Source organism: Treponema brennaborense DSM 12168 (assembly GCF_000212415.1).
Lineage (GTDB): Bacteria > Spirochaetota > Spirochaetia > Treponematales > Treponemataceae > Treponema_F > Treponema_F brennaborense.
In genome coordinates this window covers 2,887,264-2,905,958 of the sequence record NC_015500.1, presented here as the reverse complement: position 1 = coordinate 2,905,958, position 18,695 = coordinate 2,887,264, and the positions used below count along the sequence as shown (strand labels likewise).

The window sequence follows — 18,695 nt, the reverse complement described above, 5'->3', positions numbered from 1 at the left end:
ATTGAGCGATTTTGTTCAGCAGAATTCATCAGTTTGCAAATTTGATAATTCTGACAGCTGGGTAATTCTTTCTCCTATAGAACAGAGTATAAAAAGTAAAATTGAAGCTGTTGGCACGCCTCTCAAGGACTGGGATATAAGCATAAATTACGGCATTAAAACCGGCTACAATGACGCATTTATTATCAGCAAAGAGACGCGTAACGAGATTTTAGCCGCCTGTAAAACCGCTGACGAAAACAAACGAACTGAGGAGCTAATACGACCGATTTTGCGCGGCAGGGATATTAAGCGTTATGGGTATGAGTGGGCGGAACTTTATTTAATCGCAACATTTCCATCTAAGCATTACGATATTGAAAAATATCCTGCGGTAAAAAAATACTTACTAACTTTTGGAATGGAACGTCTTGAACAGACTGGCAAAAAGTACATTATAAGAGGCGAACAAATTACTGCCCGTAAAAAGACAAATAACAAATGGTTTGAAACACAAGACAGCATAAGTTATTGGGACGAATTTAATAAGCCAAAAATTGTTTGGGGGAATCTTAACTTATCTGCAACATATTCCTTTGCACCAAAGGGAATGATGATAAATGCTCCTGCAACAATGATTGTTTCTGCAAGTGAGAGTTTATTGTGTATACTTAATTCAAAGCTTGCAGATTACTATATCAGAAATCTTGGAGTAACAAGAAATGGTGGCTATTTTGAATATAAACCTATGTTTATTGAACAATTGCCTGTTCCTAATACAATTTCTGATGCATTATTTACTAAATATAAAGAATCGCAAAATGAAAATGAGATTAATAAATTAGTTTACAATATATATAATCTTACAGAAGAAGAAATAGACTTTGTAGAAAATAGCTAATTTACTTCTATGTAACCAATTACACATTTTTCTTCATCAGTTAGATTGTATAAGTTAAAAATGATATTATCAATTTCTATTGCTTTTGATTTTGTATAATCTGACTGAATGTCATTAACAAGGGCTTTAAACTTTGTCTCTGTTTCTTTATCCACTTTGATTACCGGAATTTTATCAAAGAAAATTTTACTTAGTTCACGTGTTCCACCAAGTAATTCTGGAAATGAATCTCTAAAACAATACTTGAATAAAGATGAATTCAAAAAAGCAGTTAAAAAAGCTGTGTTGTTTCCAGTAATAATAAAACACTTTTGGTTAGTCAAAAATTGCTTAGAATCCCAAACAAATGGTAAAAACTTTGTCATGTTTGGATACACAATTTTTGGCTTATTAAATTCCTCCGAATAATTTGCACCCCAACGCTGCATTGCATACCATTCGTAACGGATTCCTGTTTCTGCTTTATTTCTTGAAAGTAATTCTTTTTTATACTGTAATAAATGATTATAAACAGCTGGATATTGCCTTTGAAATTCTTGCTCGGCATTCTTTGATGCACCTTGGATTGATTTATCAGATTGAAGAGGGAAATGCCAAGGAATATAAATCAACCATAAATCTTTCCAATCATAAGAATATCGCTTAATATCCCTGCCGCGCAAAATCGGTCGTATTAAATCAGCAGTACGAGTCTTCTCTTCCACTGTTTCGCAATTAGCCAATATTTCATTTCGTTTTTCAGTGGAAATTATAAAAGCATCATTAAATCCTGTAAGCACACCACGATAAATATTTATATCCCAATCTTTAAGTGGTACACCAACTTTTTCAATTTTACTTTTTATACTCTGTTCTATAGGAGAAAGAATTACCCAGCTGTCAGAATTATCAAATTTGCAAACTGATGAATTCTGCTGAACAAAATCGCTCAATTTATCTCTGCCGTCTTGTGTTAAGCCTTTTGTAACACAGCTTAGAGTTTTACCTTTATTTTTAGCTTTACAATAGAGCATAATGTTTGTGTCTACCGTTGCGCTTTCAAAAATTTTTACGCCGGCAAAGTCTATTAAAACTTCCGGGTTAACGTTTGAAGCAAAAAAGGCACGCAGTTTTTCACCGTAGCCAGCACGCATCCATTTGTTGCTGGTTATAAAACACAAGTACCCGTTTTGTCCTAAAAGCTGATGTGCCTTTTCGTAGAACAGGCAGTAAATATCACCGGTTTTTGCAAAAGATTTAAATCCGCAGTTTTCGTACATCGTAGCTAGTTTGCCGCCGTCTTTTTGCAGCTGTACATACGGCGGATTTCCAATCACAATATCAAAGCCGTCTTTTATTCCGAACATCCATTCTGTATCAAAAAAGGAGCTTACATCATTTTGATTATACGGATTCCAGCTAGCAATTTGTCTTGCATCTTCTGGTGCAAAAAATTTATCTTCCTGCAAAATCTGTATTAATTGTTCGCGCAAGGCTTTGTCATCTTCACGCAAACTCTTTTTTTCTTGCAAAGTTTTTGCTTTAAAATGATTTTGCCGTATAATAGTAAGTTTTCCTTTAATGATTTGTATTTCAGGGTTTTCAAAAAGGTTTCCTTGATTTTCTGCTTTTTTTATGCCAATTAAACTGTTTGCGCTTACAAATTTTGTTTCTAGGTTTGGCAGAGGGTCAAATCCGTAATTATTATTTGCGTCTTCTGTTTTGTCTTGTTCACAAATCAGGGAAATAAAAAAGCGTAACTTGGCAATTTGAATCGCAATACTTTGAATATCGCTGCCATAAATGCAATTTTCTATTAAGTGCAGTTTTAAATTATATAAATCTTTGTTTGTTTTATATTTATCGCTGTTAAGTTTTTTTATAGCAAGAACAAGAGCCTGTAAAATTCCCATAGGAAAAGCTCCAGAACCGCATGCGGGGTCAAACACTTTTACATTCATCAGGCAGTTTGTTAGTTTTTCAGAATCGTCAAAAGGTGCATTTGTTTCGTCGCTTGAAAAAAGTAATTCTGCTTCCTCTTGTTTTAAGGACGATATTTTTTGCTGTAGGTATTTTTCAAGACTGATTTTTACCATATAGTTTACAATTTCTCGCGGTGTGTAAAAAGAACCAGAATCTTTACGTGCGGTTTCTTTTGTTTCTGGATTGTAAGTTCCTAAAAGATTTTCAAATACTTTGCCTAAAAGTTCAGGGTCAAGGGCAACTTGTATATCAACAGGAGAGTTTTCTTCTACCGTAAAATTATATCGGTTTAAAATATGAACAATACCTTCGTGACCGTCTTTTTCTTCCCTAAAAAACAATGCATTCGGTAAAAATGCTCGTCTATTTTTTTCACGGCTAAAACCATCATTATATATTTGTTTGTCTTCCAGTTTATCTAGACATTCAAAAAGTCCACCATTTAAAAATGGGACACTCTTAAAAATTTCTACAATCTTCTTATGGTCAACTTTAAAGAATGATTTTTCAGTGTCATCACGGTAGAGTGTTTTTATGCCGTAGTGTTTAGCTGCGTTATCGTTATCGGTAAACTCACGTTCATTAATTGCTTTATTCAATGTAGCAAAGAAAAGATTTTGCAAAACTGCATTGTAATAGTTGCCTTTTTTTAGGCTCTCTTTGTCAAAATCGGCTAAAACATTTTTAAGTTCACTTTCATTAAAAACCCACTCTGGAATAAGAGACTTTTGCTTTATAAACCAAACAAACATTAGTCTTGTAATTAAGCGGATAATATTTGTTTCGTTATTTTTTGCCACTTGCTCTACTTTGTCGCCTTTTCCAACAGGATATGTTGCAACAGAACACGCCCATTCGTACCAAGCAAAAAGTTCAGAGTAGAATTCTTTTGTAACAACTTCTATTGCAAATCTACTTTTTAAATCATCAAGTGCAGCCTTGTCTTTTGTTGCTTTTACTGTGCCTTTTTCAAAAAGCATAGACTCTGGTGTATGACGTTTACAGCCTTCGCCTAAAGCAAAAGAAAAACGCTTTGGGTTTGAGTATAGTGGTTTATTGTTTCCTTCTTTATCTGTCTCGTAATCTGTAGTGATTAATGAAAATCGCCATTGAGAATTTTCTGTGTTATAAAAAACAGCTAGTACGTTTGGGTATGATTCATATTTTTTCATTAGAGCACAAACTTCACGTGTTAAAGTTACGCGTGGGTCATTAACACTTAATACAGAAAACTCAAATATTGTTAAATCAAGGCTTTTACATTCACCAAGTCTAAAACCTGTTTTTATGTTCTTAAAATCTGCGTACAGTTCTTCTTCGTTTGGAACAAAATCGTCTGGTAAAAAATCGCTTAAAAAGTTTGTAAAGTCTTCCTTGTTGTATTTTTTTGTTACGTCAAATGTTTGCATGTTATTCTCCTCTGTCTTCTTGCTGTATTATTTTCCAATAACCGCCCTTGTCAGGACCTTCTCGTTTAATTATTTTTTTCTGTTGAAGTGCTTTAAGGTTGTATTTTACACCATCCTCAGAAATACTACTTATTCTTTGTGCTAATTCTTTTCTTCCTATTTGAGGATTATTCATTATTTCATTAAGAATACTAATCTGACTATCGGTAATTTTCTGGGTAGTTTTCTGGGTAGTTTTCTGGGTAGTTTGAAGTTCATTTAGCGGCTCATTTACAGGTAGTTTCTCATCTGTTTCTATAATCTTTCTGCCTACTTTTGTTTTAAAACAGAGCATTATGTCGTATGGATGAACAATGTATTCAGGTTCAGGCACATCGGCTTCTTTGCATAATTCACAAATTTTTTGAATACCACGTCCCCAAGATTCTACGTAGCCTGCTCTAAAAAAAGTTTTTGCAATGTCCGGATTATACAGTTCTGAACGGTGATGTCCTAGTAAAGTTTTTTCTGTCCATCCAGTAGGGAATACGCAGTCATTGCTAATATAAATTTGGTCTTCATGTATACGTATTTGAATTGGTGAACCAGCAGCATAATTTGAATGAATGAGTGCATTGTAAACAGCTTCACGCATTGCATCTTTTGGAATTGGATATGTTTCAACTCTAATTAAATCGTCGTAAGTAATAAATGCTTTTAGGTATTTTAAGTAAATTAGTTCTACTGTTCTGTCTGCTAAAATCATCAAAGAACCGTGTATTTCATCTTGATATTGTAAATCTGAACCAAGTCCAAAGTATCCAACCTTTACATAACAACCTTTGTACCACCGCTCTGGTTCTCTGTAAAAAAGTAAAACGGCAGCTCGTGTAAGTTTTCCATTTTGTAAAAGATGAAGGCTATCTAAAAGCTCTTCATTCGTCATTGCAAGGTCTGCTTTTGTCATGCGTTGGCTTTTTAATGCTTCACGCTTAAAAATATCAAAACTTTCTTTATCAAGGTCTTCTATCTTAACATTATCTACTGTGACAGATTCCCATTTTGTTCCCGTTTTTGAAAGCAAAAATTGAGTAAGCGCTGTTCCCTGTAAAAGCTGTTTTGTGCTTCCGCTTCTATAGTGATATTCACCTTTGTAATTTACAGGATATGCACTTTGTAAAACTGAAATTTCAATGTATTCTTTGCTTTCTTTTTTTACCAGATTTACGTCGGCAACAATTCCAAGCGTGTCACGAATTTTATTCGGAATATCTTCTATAAGCTTTTTTGAATCTTTTACACCTATTATTTTTCCATTATCATCAATACCAATATAGATTTTGCCTCCCTGCGCATTTGCAAAACCACAAATCCATTTAAGATATTCATCGCGCCAAGATTCTTTATATTCAATATTTTGTGACTCTGCCATTTGTTATCCTTTTATTGTAACTCTTCTGATAAAAGTATTGTTTCTGGTTCAGAATCTATTCTGTTGTCTTTTTCTAAAATTGTTTCAAGATATTTATCTGATATAATTGTTTTTAAGTTTGTTATAGTTTCTTCTCCAGCTTCTTTCATCTTTGCAATTTTCTTCATGTAAAAAGACGGAATACTGTCCCAACTAATCACATTTCGGATGGCTTCCAAGTATTCTTTTTGATTTTCATTTGTTACAGTACGTAGCAAACTATTAATCTTAATTAGAGCCTCTTGTATAGTTTTACTTTTTTGTCTTGTCGTTTTTACGTGCCCGCTTTCGACTTTTGCTCTTTCGTAAAGTGAATAGAAGGCATCTGTTACTTTTGTACCTTCGTCTTTTTCTGTTGCCCTAAATAGCGTTAATGCTTGCTCTGGAGATGTTAAAACTGTAGAGCTGTCAAGAGAAGTAAAGCAGAATCTGTAAGAATCACCTTTTTTAGAAAAAAGTAAAACACCTTTTTCTTTTATATCTTCAAAAAGTTCTTTATTTAATAAATCTTCTTTTGCATTTGTGCAGTTCACGTTTTTACGGGCAAGACGACACCTTTGTGGTAATTCTTTTGCCATTTCGAGTAAAGGACTTTTTTCTTTTTCTAAAGTATTTAGTTCGTTTCTAAATGGAACGTCCCAAGAAATAGAGTTTGCTTCATTTTCTGCTTCTGCAAACTTTGCTCCTAAATAACCGTCAATTGTTTCATCAGTGGTAAGAATCTTTGTGTCTGCTCCAAGAATTGCTTGAAACAGCTTCATTTTAAATGTAGAAATTTCTGCAGTATGGCTTATTTCTTCACCTGTTGCAGTAGGGAAAAAGTTATAGATATAAAGTTTATCAAACATTTTTTTGTTTACACGGTTAATTCGTCCAACTCTTTGAATTACACGTGTTGGGTTATAAGGAATGTCATAATTGTAAATTGTGCCTGCTCTATGCAAACTGAATCCTTCAGAAATTGCATCTGTTGCAATAAGTACATCGTAATCGTCTACTTGCAAATTTGCTGGACAGCCAGCATCAAAACTGTAACGGATAGTTTCTCTGCCGCTTTTACTTGCAACTTTAGAGGAATACATCATTGAGCGGATTTTTTCTTTTGCAAACATTTCCTGCAAATAATCGGCAGTATCTGAAAACTCTGTAAAGATGATGATTTTACGATTATGTTCTTTTTTTACAGATGATTGAATTGTTTTAATAATGCTATTAAGTTTTGGATCTTCTTTTGTAGCTTTCCAGTCGTTTATAAAACTTGTAATAAGAGCTATATCTGAATTAAGCTCTTTTTCAAAATCAGGAGAAAGGTCTTCTGAATCAATGTACCAAACACCCTTTTCATTTTCTTTAGAAAGGGTTGATTGCAAAATATCATCTTCGCTAAAAAGGCTATCTGTAGTGTCATCTAGTAATTCTAGAATTTCATCAATGTCAGGTAATTTAACTTTTTTTATCATAGGAATTCTATGGAGTTCTGTATACCAACGTTTTAGAGTAAGCATAGATTTATTGATATTCTCAAGCGTTTTTATAAAACTATACTTTGAACTTTCAAAACGGCGTACAAGCAACTGTTTCATAAACTCTGCCATATTACGTTGACCAGAAGCAAAGTTTTCTACATCATCAAAATAAACTTTATATTTGTTGATAAGCTTTTTATCAATCTTGTTTTTATCTTTTGTGTCTTTTTTTAGATACGTTAATGGTTTGTAACGTGCACCGTAAAATCCAAATTGAGAATTGTTTTTTTGTTTAAAAGTTATCTTAGATTCTTCATTTTCGTCATCTTCATCGTCGCTCGTATCTTCCATTGCACCAGTTAAATTATTTAAGGTTTTTATGTACAAAGGTGATAGCTCGCCAAGTTCATAATTTTGCGAGCTAGGTGGCTGAACGTCAGAAAATTTAATATTTTGTGAGTCTAAATCACTTTTGTATTTATCAAGCTTTTCTAGGTCAACTCTAGTTCGGCGTATAATTACAGGGTCAAGAATTTCGCGTATTTTTTCTGCTAATGCATTTGATTCTTTGTTAAACTGAGCTTCATTAGCTTTTTTATTGCGATGGTCTTTTTTTAATTTTTTGTATTCTATAACAAGTTGTTCCATTTGATTTCCTAAATCATTTACAGTTTGAATTGTAGGATGAGCTGGAATTTGGAACAGTTTTATTAAGGAAAAAATATCTTCGGGGCAGTTATTAAATGGAGTTGCAGAAAGTAAAATTACTTTGTTACCTGCACATAATTGGTGTAAAAATCCATAATCAACTGTGTTTTCATTTCGGTAACGGTGAGCTTCATCAATTATTACAACAAGGTCTTGAGCGTTTTTATTTTGCATTACAGCTTCTTCAAGTTTTCCTGCAGTGTAAACTTTGCATCCTCGTAGCTTAAAATCTGAAGCATAATCTTCCCATTGTGTTCTTAAATGAGGTGGGCAAACAATTACAGTTTTACAGTCTAAGTTTGCAGCAATGGCAGACGCAATAATTGATTTACCTAAACCTACAACGTCTGCAACAATAACCCCAGAGTGTTTTTTAATTTTTGCTACACCGTCACGAATAGCATCAACTTGATACGATACATCAAAAAATTCTGTCATGCCGTCTGAAGTAAGCTCTTTTGGTGTTTTTATATAATCTTTGCTAACTTTGAAATATTCATACAAAACTCTGATGTACATTAAGTATGGAGTTGGGAGTGCTTCAAGCCAAGTGTGGGATAAAACATTTTCTTTAAACTCATCTTTATTATCTACATTAACTAATGGAATAGCTTCATTCCAAAGTGTTTCAAATATTTTTTTTGCATCTGTAAAATCTGCTTCTTCTTGTAAAAAAACATTTACTTCATTACGGGCTTTTAATCCTTGCAAAGAAAAATTACTTGAGCCTATAATCAGTTTGCTTTCATCCTCACCAGATGTTGTTTTTTCTGCCGGAATGTAAAACAAATACATTTTTGCATGATTTGGGTCTTTTGTTTTTTTTACTTCCAAAGTACCGTTATCTAGTTTTTCAACAAACAGCCTGTAAGAGTCTTCCACTTCTTTTGTATCTAGATTGTCTGCTTTGTTAATTGCCTTTTTTAAGCTTTCAAAATACTTATTTCTAATTGTAAGTTTTGAATCAGTATTTTTCTTATTTCCTAATTCAGTTGTGTATTCGTAAATACAATTATTTAAATCAACTTCGGCATCCATTCCAATTAAAATACGTAACGGCTTATCTGCAATTTCTTTATATATTTCACAAAAACCAGAGAAGAAGAAATATCCCACAAGGAAATCAAGTTTTGAACTACTTTTTGTAAGTCCCTGTATACGTTCAGAAAGTGATTTTTCGCCATTTGTATTTGTAATAAATTTTGATGCCATTTATATAATCCTATTTTAAAAGATTACTATACTATACTTCACTAATTCATTTGTTTCTAGACTCTCGCAATGTTGCAAGCAGCCCAAAAGAGTCGCCAGTAGGCGAAGATTACCCTATAAAATGTTGTATATTTTTAGTGTACCCCACACTGAAAATGACACAAGCTAACGCAAGTATCATTTTCTGTATGGGGTCCCGAACCAACATGCTCAAGAGCAATTTCTGTTTCATGATCGGTATAATGTTCAAGCATTTTTTCATCTGGATGACCTGTAACTTTTTGAAGTTCTGAATGAGTCAATTTGGGTTCGATATATGTGGAAAAAAAGTGTCCCCAAGAATGAAAAGATATAGATTCAACATTTTCCATACGTAAACTTTTTAGCTGTAATCTTAGTTGCTATCCCCTGGTTTTATTGTCAAAAGGTTTATTTGGATTTGTAGTACTCCAAAAGATAAAATCGTTTTCACCTTGACCATAAGGATTAGTTTGTCCTTGTTTTCTTAGTTGTTCCAGTAACTCTGACGGTGCTGGAACAATTCGAGTTTCTCCATTTTTAGGACACTTAAGACCGTCTCTAACAGCAAAGCTATGTTGCACGTATATTTTATTTACGCCTAAGTCTTTAGGAGTAAAAGCTAGTATTTCTCCTATACGTAAACCAGTTAGCATAGCAAGTTGATTTGCAAGTTTTGCAGTTGGATTAAGACATGGGGTATTAAGAGTTTTTCAGCCTGCTCAAGAGTCAATATCTGTTTCTTTTTTGGATTGTCCGATAGAAAATTAAAACCTGTAAAACAATCGTTTTTAATCAGTTGATTTTGATAAGCATATTTAAGCGGTTGTAATCCTGCTCTTAGAATTCTGTTTACGTAGACGTGAGATAGCTTTCCTACTTTTGGTTTCTTTTGTCCTTTATCATAATCTGTTACTTTAATGTCCCATAACCATTTTTGTAACTCTTGCTTTGTAAAACTACCTATTTCATGATTTCCATACTTGGGTAACCAGAAGTTTTTAACAATATTTCGCATAGTATTAAGCGTGATTATTATAGACCGGCTTTCCAGACATTCCTTTCTCTCTTAAGTAAGCTGATTTGTCTTTATCCCAAAAGTCTACCATATACTCATTTACTAAAACTGCTGCTGCTGTATTTGGAACAACTCCGCCTTTTATATCATATACAGTTTCTAGAGTATGAATAATTTGAGTAAGTTCATTTTGATTGAATTGTGCATTTCGTAATGCATTTAGAACTGTTTGTAGTTGCAAACTATGATTAGTTGAAACTTGAGCATTTATTCTGTCTGGTATTTGTTCTGAAGCTAGCCATTTATATGCAATAATAGTTGCTTCTGTCTTATCTGTTTTTCCTGTGCTTTTACCAGAAGTCCAGTATCGTTTGGAGTTCACACTTCTAAACTGCACATAGTAAATGGGTAACTCTTTTGAGCCATTACGAGGTTTACGTAGATATAACCTAAAAGGTAATTTTTTTGAAGATTTGATGCATTTCATTCGCACCTGTCCGGTTGGTATCGTCTAGGTTATTACCATAGTATCACCATCGAAAACTAAGAGGGTTCTTACAAACTATGTAAGAACCCCTAAACTTTTATTATATAAGTGTTTAAAAGATTGGAGATGAGGGGACTTGGGCTTTGCCCCGCCTGCGCGGCAGTGCCGCTCCGGTTCAAGTCCCCTAAAAAAATAAAACCGCCCTGTCGGACGGTATCATATGATACGTTTCGTTTTCGGAACGCTGAAAACGGAAAAAAAAGACCGAACGGAATGTTCGGTCTTTTTGGAGATGAGGGGACTTGAACCCCTTACCTCTTGCATGCCATGCAAGCGCTCTAGCCAGATGAGCTACACCCCCAAAGCTGTTTCAGTATATACAAAACGGACGGATATGTCAACCGGAGTGTCCGAAATCGGGCGAAGGCCGTCTGATGGCAGATTTGCGCTCATACGGATATTATCGCTTTCGTTTCACTTTTTGGTATATTTATTTCACTAAACCGCTTGACATTTTATGAAACGAATGTTAATATACTTGAACGTTACGACGCAGGGTAGAGCAGATGGCAGCTCGTCGGGCTCATAACCCGGAGGCCGTTGGTTCAAGTCCAACCCCTGCTAAATAGTTAATCTCTTATGTTATAAGGGTTTAACACACTACTAAACCCAATGAAGTAGGGCTTAGCGTGATTCAAATTACTAATTTAAGTAACAACTTTAAGTAAAGTTGTTACAGTCTTAGTGAGGTGAATATGGCTAAGCCCTATTTAATTTTTAAAGCCCATACTGGGATTTATTACGCTCAAATCCGTCTTGCAGATGGAACCCTCTCCAACAACAAATCAACTGGTTGCAGAAACCGTACAGAAGCAGAACGTACTGTTATGCAATGGATTGTTACAGGCAATATTCCTGTTCGTGTTAATTCAAAAGACAGCAAAGTTCAGAGCATCGATAAAATCAGATTGTTCAATGATTTGCGTAGTGCTGATTTTGACAGTGATGATATTAACACCATCATCAAAATTCTCACAGAAAGAAATTATCTCTACTCTGCTGTTCCAAAAACTTCTAAAGGCAGTATTCCGATTGAAGATTTTCTTGAAAACTTCTGGGATTATGATAAGTCTCCATATGTCAGAGAGAAGCTTGGAAAGAAGCAGTCTATCCATCGTCAGTATTGCGCTACCCTTTTAAGCAGAACTCGCCTTTATTGGATTCCTCGTCTTGCAGGAAAATGTGTTGCAGAAATTACAAGAAAAGATGTTGATGCATTTTTCTCAAGTGATGAAGCACAAAAACTTGCTCCAAAAACAGTAAACTCAATTATCGAAACGATCACAATTCCACTCAAATGGGCATATTACAATGAACTCACTCAGAACAATTGTTTTGATGGAATCATTAAATGTTCAAATATCAGTAAAAAACGAAAGATTCTTGATATGGAAACTGCAACAAAACTGATGGAACTTGATTGGGATAACGACGAAGCAAAAATCGCAAATGAACTTGCCATGCACACAGGAATGAGAGCCGGAGAAATCCAAGCTCTTACTGTTGATGATCTTGGCGAAGATGAGATTTATGTTCGCCGCAGTTGGTCAAAATATGACGGTCTTAAATGCTGTAAAAATGGAGAAGAACGTTCTGTTCCAATTCCTATTTCTCACCAGCTTTATTTGAAGCTCAAAATGCTTGCAGAATTTAATCCTCATGATAATGGATTTATCTTCTACAGCACAGTTCCAGACAAGCCAATGGACAGTAAACAGTTCAATAAATATTTGAAACGTGCATTGAAAGATATTGGATTTGAAAATCCTGAAGATATCTGTTTTCATTCATGGCGGCATTTCTTCTGTTCAAGAATGTTGGATTATGTTCAGGACAAGCGATATATTATGGCTCTCTCTGGTCATAAGACAGAAGCAATGCTTAATCACTACGCGGCACATCTTGAAGATGAAAAAGTTGTTAATCTAGCTCGCAGTGTTATGAAGAAAGTCTTTATCGAACAGAATGAAGATGAAGAAACAATCAACATGCTGAATCAGAAACTTGAAGAGTTGAATAAAGCTAGTGCTTAGAAAAAGGGAGAAAAAGATATGAAATTATTTGGAAATTCTACAAAAAAGGCAAACGATAAAGACAATGCAAAGATTAAGATGGTGGAAGTTTCACAACTTCGGTTTGACAGAGACTTCAAGAATGTTTTCCAGCAAGAGAATGACAAGGTAACCGAAATTGCTAACGATATGAGGGTGAATGGCTTTGATAAATCTCGCCCTATTATTGTAACTGATACTTATATCATTGTTGATGGACATTCGAGATTCAAGGCAGCAAAAAAAGCTGGACTTGAGAAAGTACCTGTAATTATCAAGAAATTTGAATCGCGAGATGAAACAATTGAATACGAATATAAAATGCAGCTTAATTCCCGCCGACTAACAGATGGCGAATATTTTGCTGCATTTTTGAAACTCGATGAAATTAGAAAATCAAATCCTAATGCGCAAGGATCTTCTGATGAAGCAATTGGTCGACAACTTAATAAATCTGCACGTCAGATTTGTAAGATGAGAGAGATTGCAAAGAAAGCTGATGCTTCGCTTCTGGAAAAGATTCAGAACGGTTCTGTCTCAATAAATAAGGCACATGAAATGATTAAGGCGGTGGAAGCTCGCAAGAAAGCCGGAGAAGTTGTAGTACCAACCGAAACCGTATCCAACACTGGTAAAGGTATCAATTCTGACTCTTTCAAGCTCGGAGTTCTTTTCGTTCTATCAGAACTAGAAAAAGGTCGGAAGAAAGGTCAGATTCTTAAAGACAAGCGGATTGCGAAACTTGAACTTGGAGAACTTAATCTTTCAGAGGAAGATGCAGTTCGTATTTCACAGAGGTTTGGAATTGTGTAATTCTAACTCGGGATCTAACTCGGTTTAACTCGGTAAACCGAGTTAGATTTATATTTTAACTCGACAAACCGTGTTAAAATATATTATAATCGAATTAAAAGGGAATATTATGAGAACAATACCTGTAAAAGAAGACCTTTTTACTGAGTTTAAATCAGATACAAAGGAAAAAAATGGATTACCAGACTCTGAATTAATTGAAGCTGTAGTTGGAATGGCAAATGCCGAAGGCGGTATAATTTATGTTGGAGTTGAAGATGATGGTGAAATAACCGGACTTACAAAGCAGCATAAAGATGCTATTGGTGTAATGGCTTTAATTGCAAACAGCACGGTTCCGTCAATTTCAACAAGAGCTGAAGTTTTAACTGAAGAAAAGACAGATGTTCTACAAATAGAAGTTCCAAAAGCAAGAACAGTTACCGCAACTTCCAGCGGAAAAACCTTACGACGCAGATTAAAATTTGATGGTTCTCCAGAAGCAGTTCCTTTGTTCCCATACGAAATTCCAAGCCGATTATCAGAATTAAGTCTACTTGATTTTTCTGCACAGCCAGTAGAAGGATCAACAGAAGAAGATTTAGATATTCTAGAATTCGAGCATCTAAGAAGTATTATTAAAAATAACCCTGGAAGTGATAAGTCCTTGCTTGAATTGAATAAGGAAAACTTTTACAAAGCTCTTCACTTTGTTGTAGAAGAAAATGGAAAAACAATACCAACTGTAACAGGATTACTTTTCCTTGGAAAAACAGAAAGCTTAAAACGTTTGATGCCAACTTATAGAGCATCATTTCAAGTTTTATCTGGAACCAATGTAAAAATAAACGAAACTTCAAACGAACCAGTAGGCAAAGTTTTTGAAAGATTTTCCACATACTTTACAGCCTGGAATCCAGAGAAAGAAATGGAGTATGGTCTTTTCAGAATTCCTGTTCCAGAGTTCACTCTTGCCGCTTTCCGTGAAGGTTTATTAAATGCTTTTGGTCATCGAGATTATACTCAGCTTGGTCAAGTTCGTGTTCTTATTGATAATGAAGGAATGACGATTTCAAGTCAGGGCGGATTTATCGAAGGAGTAAATGCAGAAAACCTTATTTCTGTTGAACCCCATGGTAGAAACCCTTGTTTATCGGATGTATTAAAACGTACTGGTATGGTTGAAAAAACTGGTCGCGGAATCGATAGAATTTTCGAAGGCTCTATTCTTTATGGTCGCCCTTGGCCTGATTATTCAGAAAGCACATCATCAATTGTTAAGCTTTTTGTACCACGAGCTAATCCGGATATGCAGTTTACAAAAATGATTGCTGATGAACAGAATAGAAGAGACCGCCCTCTTTCAATAAACGCATTATTGATTCTCTCTACAATCCGCAATGAACGCAGAGTGACGATAGAAAGACTAAGCGAAGTTGTTCATCTTAATAAAGCCCGCACCATCTCTACAATTGAAAACCTGGTAGAAGCTGGGCTTGTAGAAGCAACCAGGAATGGAACCAATCGTTCTTATATTCTGAGTGCGAAAGTTTATAAACAGAATAACGAAAGTGCAAAATATGTTCGACAAACTGATATAGATGCAGTTCGCTATCCTGAACTTATAATTAAACTTGCAAAGCAACAGGATGGAATAATCACAAAAGAGAATGTAATGGATTTACTAAAGCTTTCAAGCGATCAGGCTTATTTGCAAATTAGGAAGTTACTTGCAGAAGGTAAACTTGTTCCTAACCAAAAAGGAAAGTATGCAAATTATAAACTAAAAGATTAGATTTCAAAGGATTTCAATTCTTCTTTGTCAGTTTTGAAAGCCTTTTTTATTTAGCATCAAACTTCTTTTAAAGTAATTGAAAGAAGATAAGTTAAGGAAATCTTTTAAACGCAAAGTTGCGTTCAGTAGATTTCAGAAAAAACTTGCTGAATTATGACGGATGTTATTTAATTTATATAATGTCGTTGTTTGACACTTTTGCAGTGTATAATATGGGGTATGGAGGTTTCTGAATGATTTGGCTGAGAAAGAGACAGGATGATCAGTTGATTTATGCTGAACAAAATTCTGGAGATTATATCAAAAATGAAATGTTATCATTTTCTGATTATAAACAATCCATTGAAGAATCCATATTAGATGATAATCTTGAGAACGATATTAAATGGAAATCTTTTCAATTAGTAGATGTATATCTTCGATGTATGATTGTTTATAAATGGATAGTCATTCCAACAATCAAAGGAAAAATAGCATTTTTTAAAGCATTTGCTAGTCCTAAAAAACTGAAAGAATATGTTTCTATTGATTGCTTAATTCCTTCAGAAAAAATCTTATCCCTTCCACATAATATACAAGAAAACTTCCAGACAATTTTCAATGAAGTCATGAATGATTTTGTAAAAGAGTATAAATATGTGGTTAAAATATTTAAAAGAAATGTGCTTTTCCATAAAACCGAAAGTCTTCTTTATGCAAATACAAGCATTTCATTTCTTCTCTATGGAGGTTTATGGAGTGCATTACGAGTGCTTCCCAAAGCGAAGAATTCACTTGGTGAATTAATTGCTGATACAAAGCCTATGAATGTCATAGACTTTATTGATACCCCAATTTGCCATATAAATGAATTTGAACAGATTGAAAACGAAATAAAAGACAAACCGGAATTTTTTAAGTTAACGGTAATACAATCAATTGATTATTTTATTACCTTACAGAAACTGTATTTTGTAAAACTTACAAAAGAGGAATATTTAAAACTTAAATGCTATTTTTTTGAAGATTGCGAATTTGATATAAAAAAACAATTTTTAGATTTATTACAGGACTCAAATTTCGTTGCAATAAAAAATAATTGCCCTGAATTTCAAGACTATTGCTACATTCTTCTGAAAACACGAATTTTGAAATATGAAAACAATATTCTCCAAGCTACAAAAAAAGATTCTTGGGGAGTCTATTATCCAGGTTCATTTATTCATGATAAGAATCTTGAATTAGTGAAACATTTTAATCAGATAAATACTTATTTCATGGAACTATTTGGTTTGAAAAAGAATAAAGATTTAAATGATAAAGAATCTTACTCCGTAACTTATAACGGATATAAAAATCTTTCTAACAATACAATTATTCCAAAACTCAATGAGCTAAAAATATCAAGAAAATAGAAATTCTATAAAACCTTCTCAAAACCTTTATTATTTTTCCAAATTCTCCGTTAGATTCAGATTATCGCGAATGTGATTGTATATCACATGGTACCGTTAATCTACTTCAGATTCTTGCTATCACGCCAGATAGCAAGATGACAACGGAGGAATTATGAAAACCTCTAGTTATTGTATTACAGAGTTTCCTGAAAAAACTCTCTTTACTCGCCAGGAGACAGCCCAGATATTAGGAATTGGGTTGTCCACTTTGGATTCTCTCATCTCTTATTCAGAATTACCGCGCACGGTAATACATAAACGTGTGCTCGTACATCGACGAGACCTTGAACGCTACATTGAGGCAAATCGCGTTACATCTCAGGGAGGTGCAAAATGAGCGAAGATGTATTGATCCAGTTACTTCAAGACATTAATCGCGAGAATGTACGATTCGGAACTGTTGAAGTTTCTTTTACATTTCACGACGGACGCCCTACAAGCTACGAGCTTACGACTCATCGTCGCAGAAACATTGATTCACTTTCGAAATCATCTGACCACCACTTAAAGGAAGATGCAGATGGAAATAGAAGGCGGTAATGGAAAGAAACAGATACGCTTTATTATTGTGCCAGATTTCATCATTGATGACTTAAATATTCCAGATGGTGAAAAACTGTTATTCGGTGAAATAGCATCTAATTCCCTGGAAAAAGGCTTTTGTTGGTTTTCTAACAAGCATCTGATGGAACGTTTTCATATTGGAGAACGAACTGCTTCGAGATGGGTTAATGACCTAAGAAAGAAAGGTTATATCACAATTAAGATTGTAAAAAGAAAAGGCTCAGAAGAAGTAGATGAAAGACAGATAAAAGTTGATACAACAAAACCTATTCTGGCTGAATATATGAACTGGTATCGCCAAAAACGGCAGCAAGGTATAGCCAATAATGGCAATACCCCTCCTGTCAAAAATGGCGCAGTTAATAATAAAGAGTTGAATATTAAAGATGTAATAGATTTAAAAGACATATCTAATGTTCTTTTAAGTCCAGAGGAATATCAAAGCCTTATTAATGAGTTTGGGAAACAAAAGTTTGAAACAGGCATTGTAGATTATTCAAACTGGAAACGAAGAGTTAATGCACATCCAAAATCAGACTTTGATTCATTAAAAAAATGGCTCAGTAAAGTACAGGCCAAATACAAAGCTAAAGTTAGTTCTATAAAAGAAAGCGGAGCTGATAAAGTGACCGAGGAAATGCTTGCTGACTTGCCATTCTGATGGAGATTTTTGTGAACAAAATTAATAAATTAAATCCTATTTCATTTTTTGGCACTCTAGAACCAGATCCAGAAATAGATGCATGGGTAAAGCAACGTGAAAAAGAACTTGCAGAGCAGGCCGAAAAAGAAGCTGCTTATCAGACGCAAAAAAGAGTTGAATCAAGCGGAGTTCCTCGACGGTACTGGCATGTAGATTTTGACACTTACATTCCCAAGAAAGAGAAAGATTCTATAAATCTTGAAACTATCAAAAAATTTGCGAATCTAAAAAAGAATGACAAAGTACTTATTCTGCTTGGTTCGAAAGGTCTTGGTAAAACACACCTTGGTTCAGCGATAATTCGCAATTGTGGTGGTAAGTTCATATCTATAGAAGAATTTATCTTCAAGTATGAATCAGCTCAGGATTTTCACGCTAAGACAAACCGCGAGGAATTAATGGAATCATATTCCAGTACAAAGATGCTGGTTATTGATGAGATTGGGCGTTCGATACAGCAGGAGAAGGAAAATGCTCTTCTGAACTACATTCTTCGCCGTCGTTATGAGAACATGCTTCCAACGGTTCTGATCTCGAATCTTTCAAAAGCAGATCTATTAAAGAAGCTTGGGGAAGCTGTCTTAGATCGCCTTCGAGAAACCTGTATAAGTTTGGAATTCGAAGGTGAAAGTTACAGAACATCCATTAGAGATGTAAATCTGTAATCACAATTAATAAGCAGAA

The 18,695-nt window shown here is 34.4% G+C and carries 15 protein-coding genes and 2 tRNA genes; 9 read left to right on the top strand and 8 right to left on the bottom strand.

Annotation, left to right across the window (positions count from 1 at the left end):
* Position 1: 1 nt before the first annotated feature.
* Entirely contained in the window at positions 2-880 is an 879-nt protein-coding gene (locus TREBR_RS12675; RefSeq protein ID WP_013759568.1) for a TaqI-like C-terminal specificity domain-containing protein, read from the top strand.
* Here TREBR_RS12675 and TREBR_RS12670 read toward each other — a convergent pair.
* The 8 genes from TREBR_RS12670 to TREBR_RS12645 all read right to left on the bottom strand — a co-directional run bounded on the left by TREBR_RS12670 (position 877) and on the right by TREBR_RS12645 (position 10,971).
* A complete protein-coding gene (locus tag TREBR_RS12670) occupies positions 877-4,251 on the bottom strand; it encodes an Eco57I restriction-modification methylase domain-containing protein (protein WP_013759567.1) in 3,375 nt (1,124 codons plus the stop codon). The two genes, TREBR_RS12675 and TREBR_RS12670, sit on opposite strands and share 4 nt — an antisense overlap.
* 1 nt (position 4,252) lies before the next feature.
* The gene (locus TREBR_RS12665) at positions 4,253-5,662 is read right to left on the bottom strand and encodes an RNA-binding domain-containing protein (protein ID WP_013759566.1); all 1,410 of its coding nucleotides are present in this window, start codon (positions 5,660-5,662) and stop codon (positions 4,253-4,255) included.
* Positions 5,663-5,673: 11 nt separating this feature from the next.
* Entirely contained in the window at positions 5,674-9,087 is a 3,414-nt protein-coding gene (locus TREBR_RS12660) for a helicase-related protein (protein WP_013759565.1), read from the bottom strand.
* Positions 9,088-9,221: 134 nt separating this feature from the next.
* Complete coding sequence (locus tag TREBR_RS14370) at positions 9,222-9,458, bottom strand: hypothetical protein (RefSeq protein ID WP_156786674.1); 237 nt, start codon at positions 9,456-9,458, stop codon at positions 9,222-9,224.
* Positions 9,459-9,488: 30 nt separating this feature from the next.
* Complete coding sequence (locus tag TREBR_RS14180) at positions 9,489-9,761, bottom strand: site-specific integrase (protein ID WP_083816492.1); 273 nt, start codon at positions 9,759-9,761, stop codon at positions 9,489-9,491.
* Positions 9,755-10,123: a hypothetical protein gene (locus TREBR_RS12655; RefSeq protein ID WP_041610459.1), complete on the bottom strand. Its 369-nt coding sequence runs from the start codon at positions 10,121-10,123 to the stop codon at positions 9,755-9,757. The genes TREBR_RS14180 and TREBR_RS12655 overlap by 7 nt, the downstream gene beginning before the upstream one ends.
* Positions 10,124-10,127: 4 nt before the next feature.
* On the bottom strand, positions 10,128-10,610 hold the full coding sequence (locus tag TREBR_RS12650; RefSeq protein ID WP_013759563.1) for a PWWP domain-containing protein: 483 nt from the start codon (positions 10,608-10,610) through the stop codon (positions 10,128-10,130).
* A 287-nt stretch (positions 10,611-10,897) separates the two neighbouring features.
* A tRNA-Ala gene (locus tag TREBR_RS12645) sits at positions 10,898-10,971 on the bottom strand.
* A 190-nt stretch (positions 10,972-11,161) separates the two neighbouring features.
* Here TREBR_RS12645 and TREBR_RS12640 point away from each other — a divergent pair.
* From TREBR_RS12640 to TREBR_RS13945, 8 genes are all read left to right on the top strand, one after another.
* A tRNA-Met gene (locus TREBR_RS12640) sits at positions 11,162-11,234 on the top strand.
* A gap of 131 nt (positions 11,235-11,365) precedes the next feature.
* Positions 11,366-12,703 carry a tyrosine-type recombinase/integrase gene (locus TREBR_RS12635; RefSeq protein ID WP_013759562.1) on the top strand — a complete coding sequence of 446 codons (1,338 nt, stop codon included), beginning with the start codon at positions 11,366-11,368 and terminating at the stop codon, positions 12,701-12,703.
* Positions 12,704-12,721: 18 nt separating this feature from the next.
* Positions 12,722-13,534: a ParB/RepB/Spo0J family partition protein gene (locus TREBR_RS12630; RefSeq protein WP_013759561.1), complete on the top strand. Its 813-nt coding sequence runs from the start codon at positions 12,722-12,724 to the stop codon at positions 13,532-13,534.
* Positions 13,535-13,604: 70 nt separating this feature from the next.
* A complete protein-coding gene (locus tag TREBR_RS12625; RefSeq protein WP_245523719.1) occupies positions 13,605-15,308 on the top strand; it encodes an RNA-binding domain-containing protein in 1,704 nt (567 codons plus the stop codon).
* A gap of 233 nt (positions 15,309-15,541) precedes the next feature.
* Positions 15,542-16,702, top strand: a complete 1,161-nt coding sequence (locus TREBR_RS12620) for a hypothetical protein (protein ID WP_013759559.1) — start codon at positions 15,542-15,544, stop codon at positions 16,700-16,702.
* A 154-nt stretch (positions 16,703-16,856) separates the two neighbouring features.
* Positions 16,857-17,081 (top strand): helix-turn-helix domain-containing protein, encoded by a 225-nt coding sequence (locus TREBR_RS14175; RefSeq protein ID WP_013759558.1) that lies wholly within the window; start codon positions 16,857-16,859, stop codon positions 17,079-17,081.
* Positions 17,082-17,264: 183 nt separating this feature from the next.
* A complete protein-coding gene (locus tag TREBR_RS12615; protein WP_013759556.1) occupies positions 17,265-17,969 on the top strand; it encodes a helix-turn-helix domain-containing protein in 705 nt (234 codons plus the stop codon).
* Positions 17,970-17,980: 11 nt separating this feature from the next.
* Positions 17,981-18,676 carry an ATP-binding protein gene (locus TREBR_RS13945; RefSeq protein WP_013759555.1) on the top strand — a complete coding sequence of 232 codons (696 nt, stop codon included), beginning with the start codon at positions 17,981-17,983 and terminating at the stop codon, positions 18,674-18,676.
* Positions 18,677-18,695: the final 19 nt, after the last annotated feature.

Excerpts from the sequence above, each read along its gene's own strand:
- TREBR_RS12670 (WP_013759567.1), bottom strand. The coding sequence starts at position 4,251 with ATGCAAACATTTGACGTAACAAAAAAATACAACAAGGAAGACTTTACA.
- TREBR_RS12665 (WP_013759566.1), bottom strand. The coding sequence starts at position 5,662 with ATGGCAGAGTCACAAAATATTGAATATAAAGAATCTTGGCGCGATGAA.
- TREBR_RS12660 (WP_013759565.1), bottom strand. The coding sequence starts at position 9,087 with ATGGCATCAAAATTTATTACAAATACAAATGGCGAAAAATCACTTTCT.
- TREBR_RS14370 (WP_156786674.1), bottom strand. The coding sequence starts at position 9,458 with ATGGAAAATGTTGAATCTATATCTTTTCATTCTTGGGGACACTTTTTT.
- TREBR_RS14180 (WP_083816492.1), bottom strand. The coding sequence starts at position 9,761 with ATGCTAACTGGTTTACGTATAGGAGAAATACTAGCTTTTACTCCTAAA.
- TREBR_RS12655 (WP_041610459.1), bottom strand. The coding sequence starts at position 10,123 with ATGCGAAATATTGTTAAAAACTTCTGGTTACCCAAGTATGGAAATCAT.
- TREBR_RS12650 (WP_013759563.1), bottom strand. The coding sequence starts at position 10,610 with ATGAAATGCATCAAATCTTCAAAAAAATTACCTTTTAGGTTATATCTA.
- TREBR_RS12635 (WP_013759562.1), top strand. The coding sequence starts at position 11,366 with ATGGCTAAGCCCTATTTAATTTTTAAAGCCCATACTGGGATTTATTAC.
- TREBR_RS12630 (WP_013759561.1), top strand. The coding sequence starts at position 12,722 with ATGAAATTATTTGGAAATTCTACAAAAAAGGCAAACGATAAAGACAAT.
- TREBR_RS12620 (WP_013759559.1), top strand. The coding sequence starts at position 15,542 with ATGATTTGGCTGAGAAAGAGACAGGATGATCAGTTGATTTATGCTGAA.
- TREBR_RS14175 (WP_013759558.1), top strand. The coding sequence starts at position 16,857 with ATGAAAACCTCTAGTTATTGTATTACAGAGTTTCCTGAAAAAACTCTC.
- TREBR_RS12615 (WP_013759556.1), top strand. The coding sequence starts at position 17,265 with ATGGAAATAGAAGGCGGTAATGGAAAGAAACAGATACGCTTTATTATT.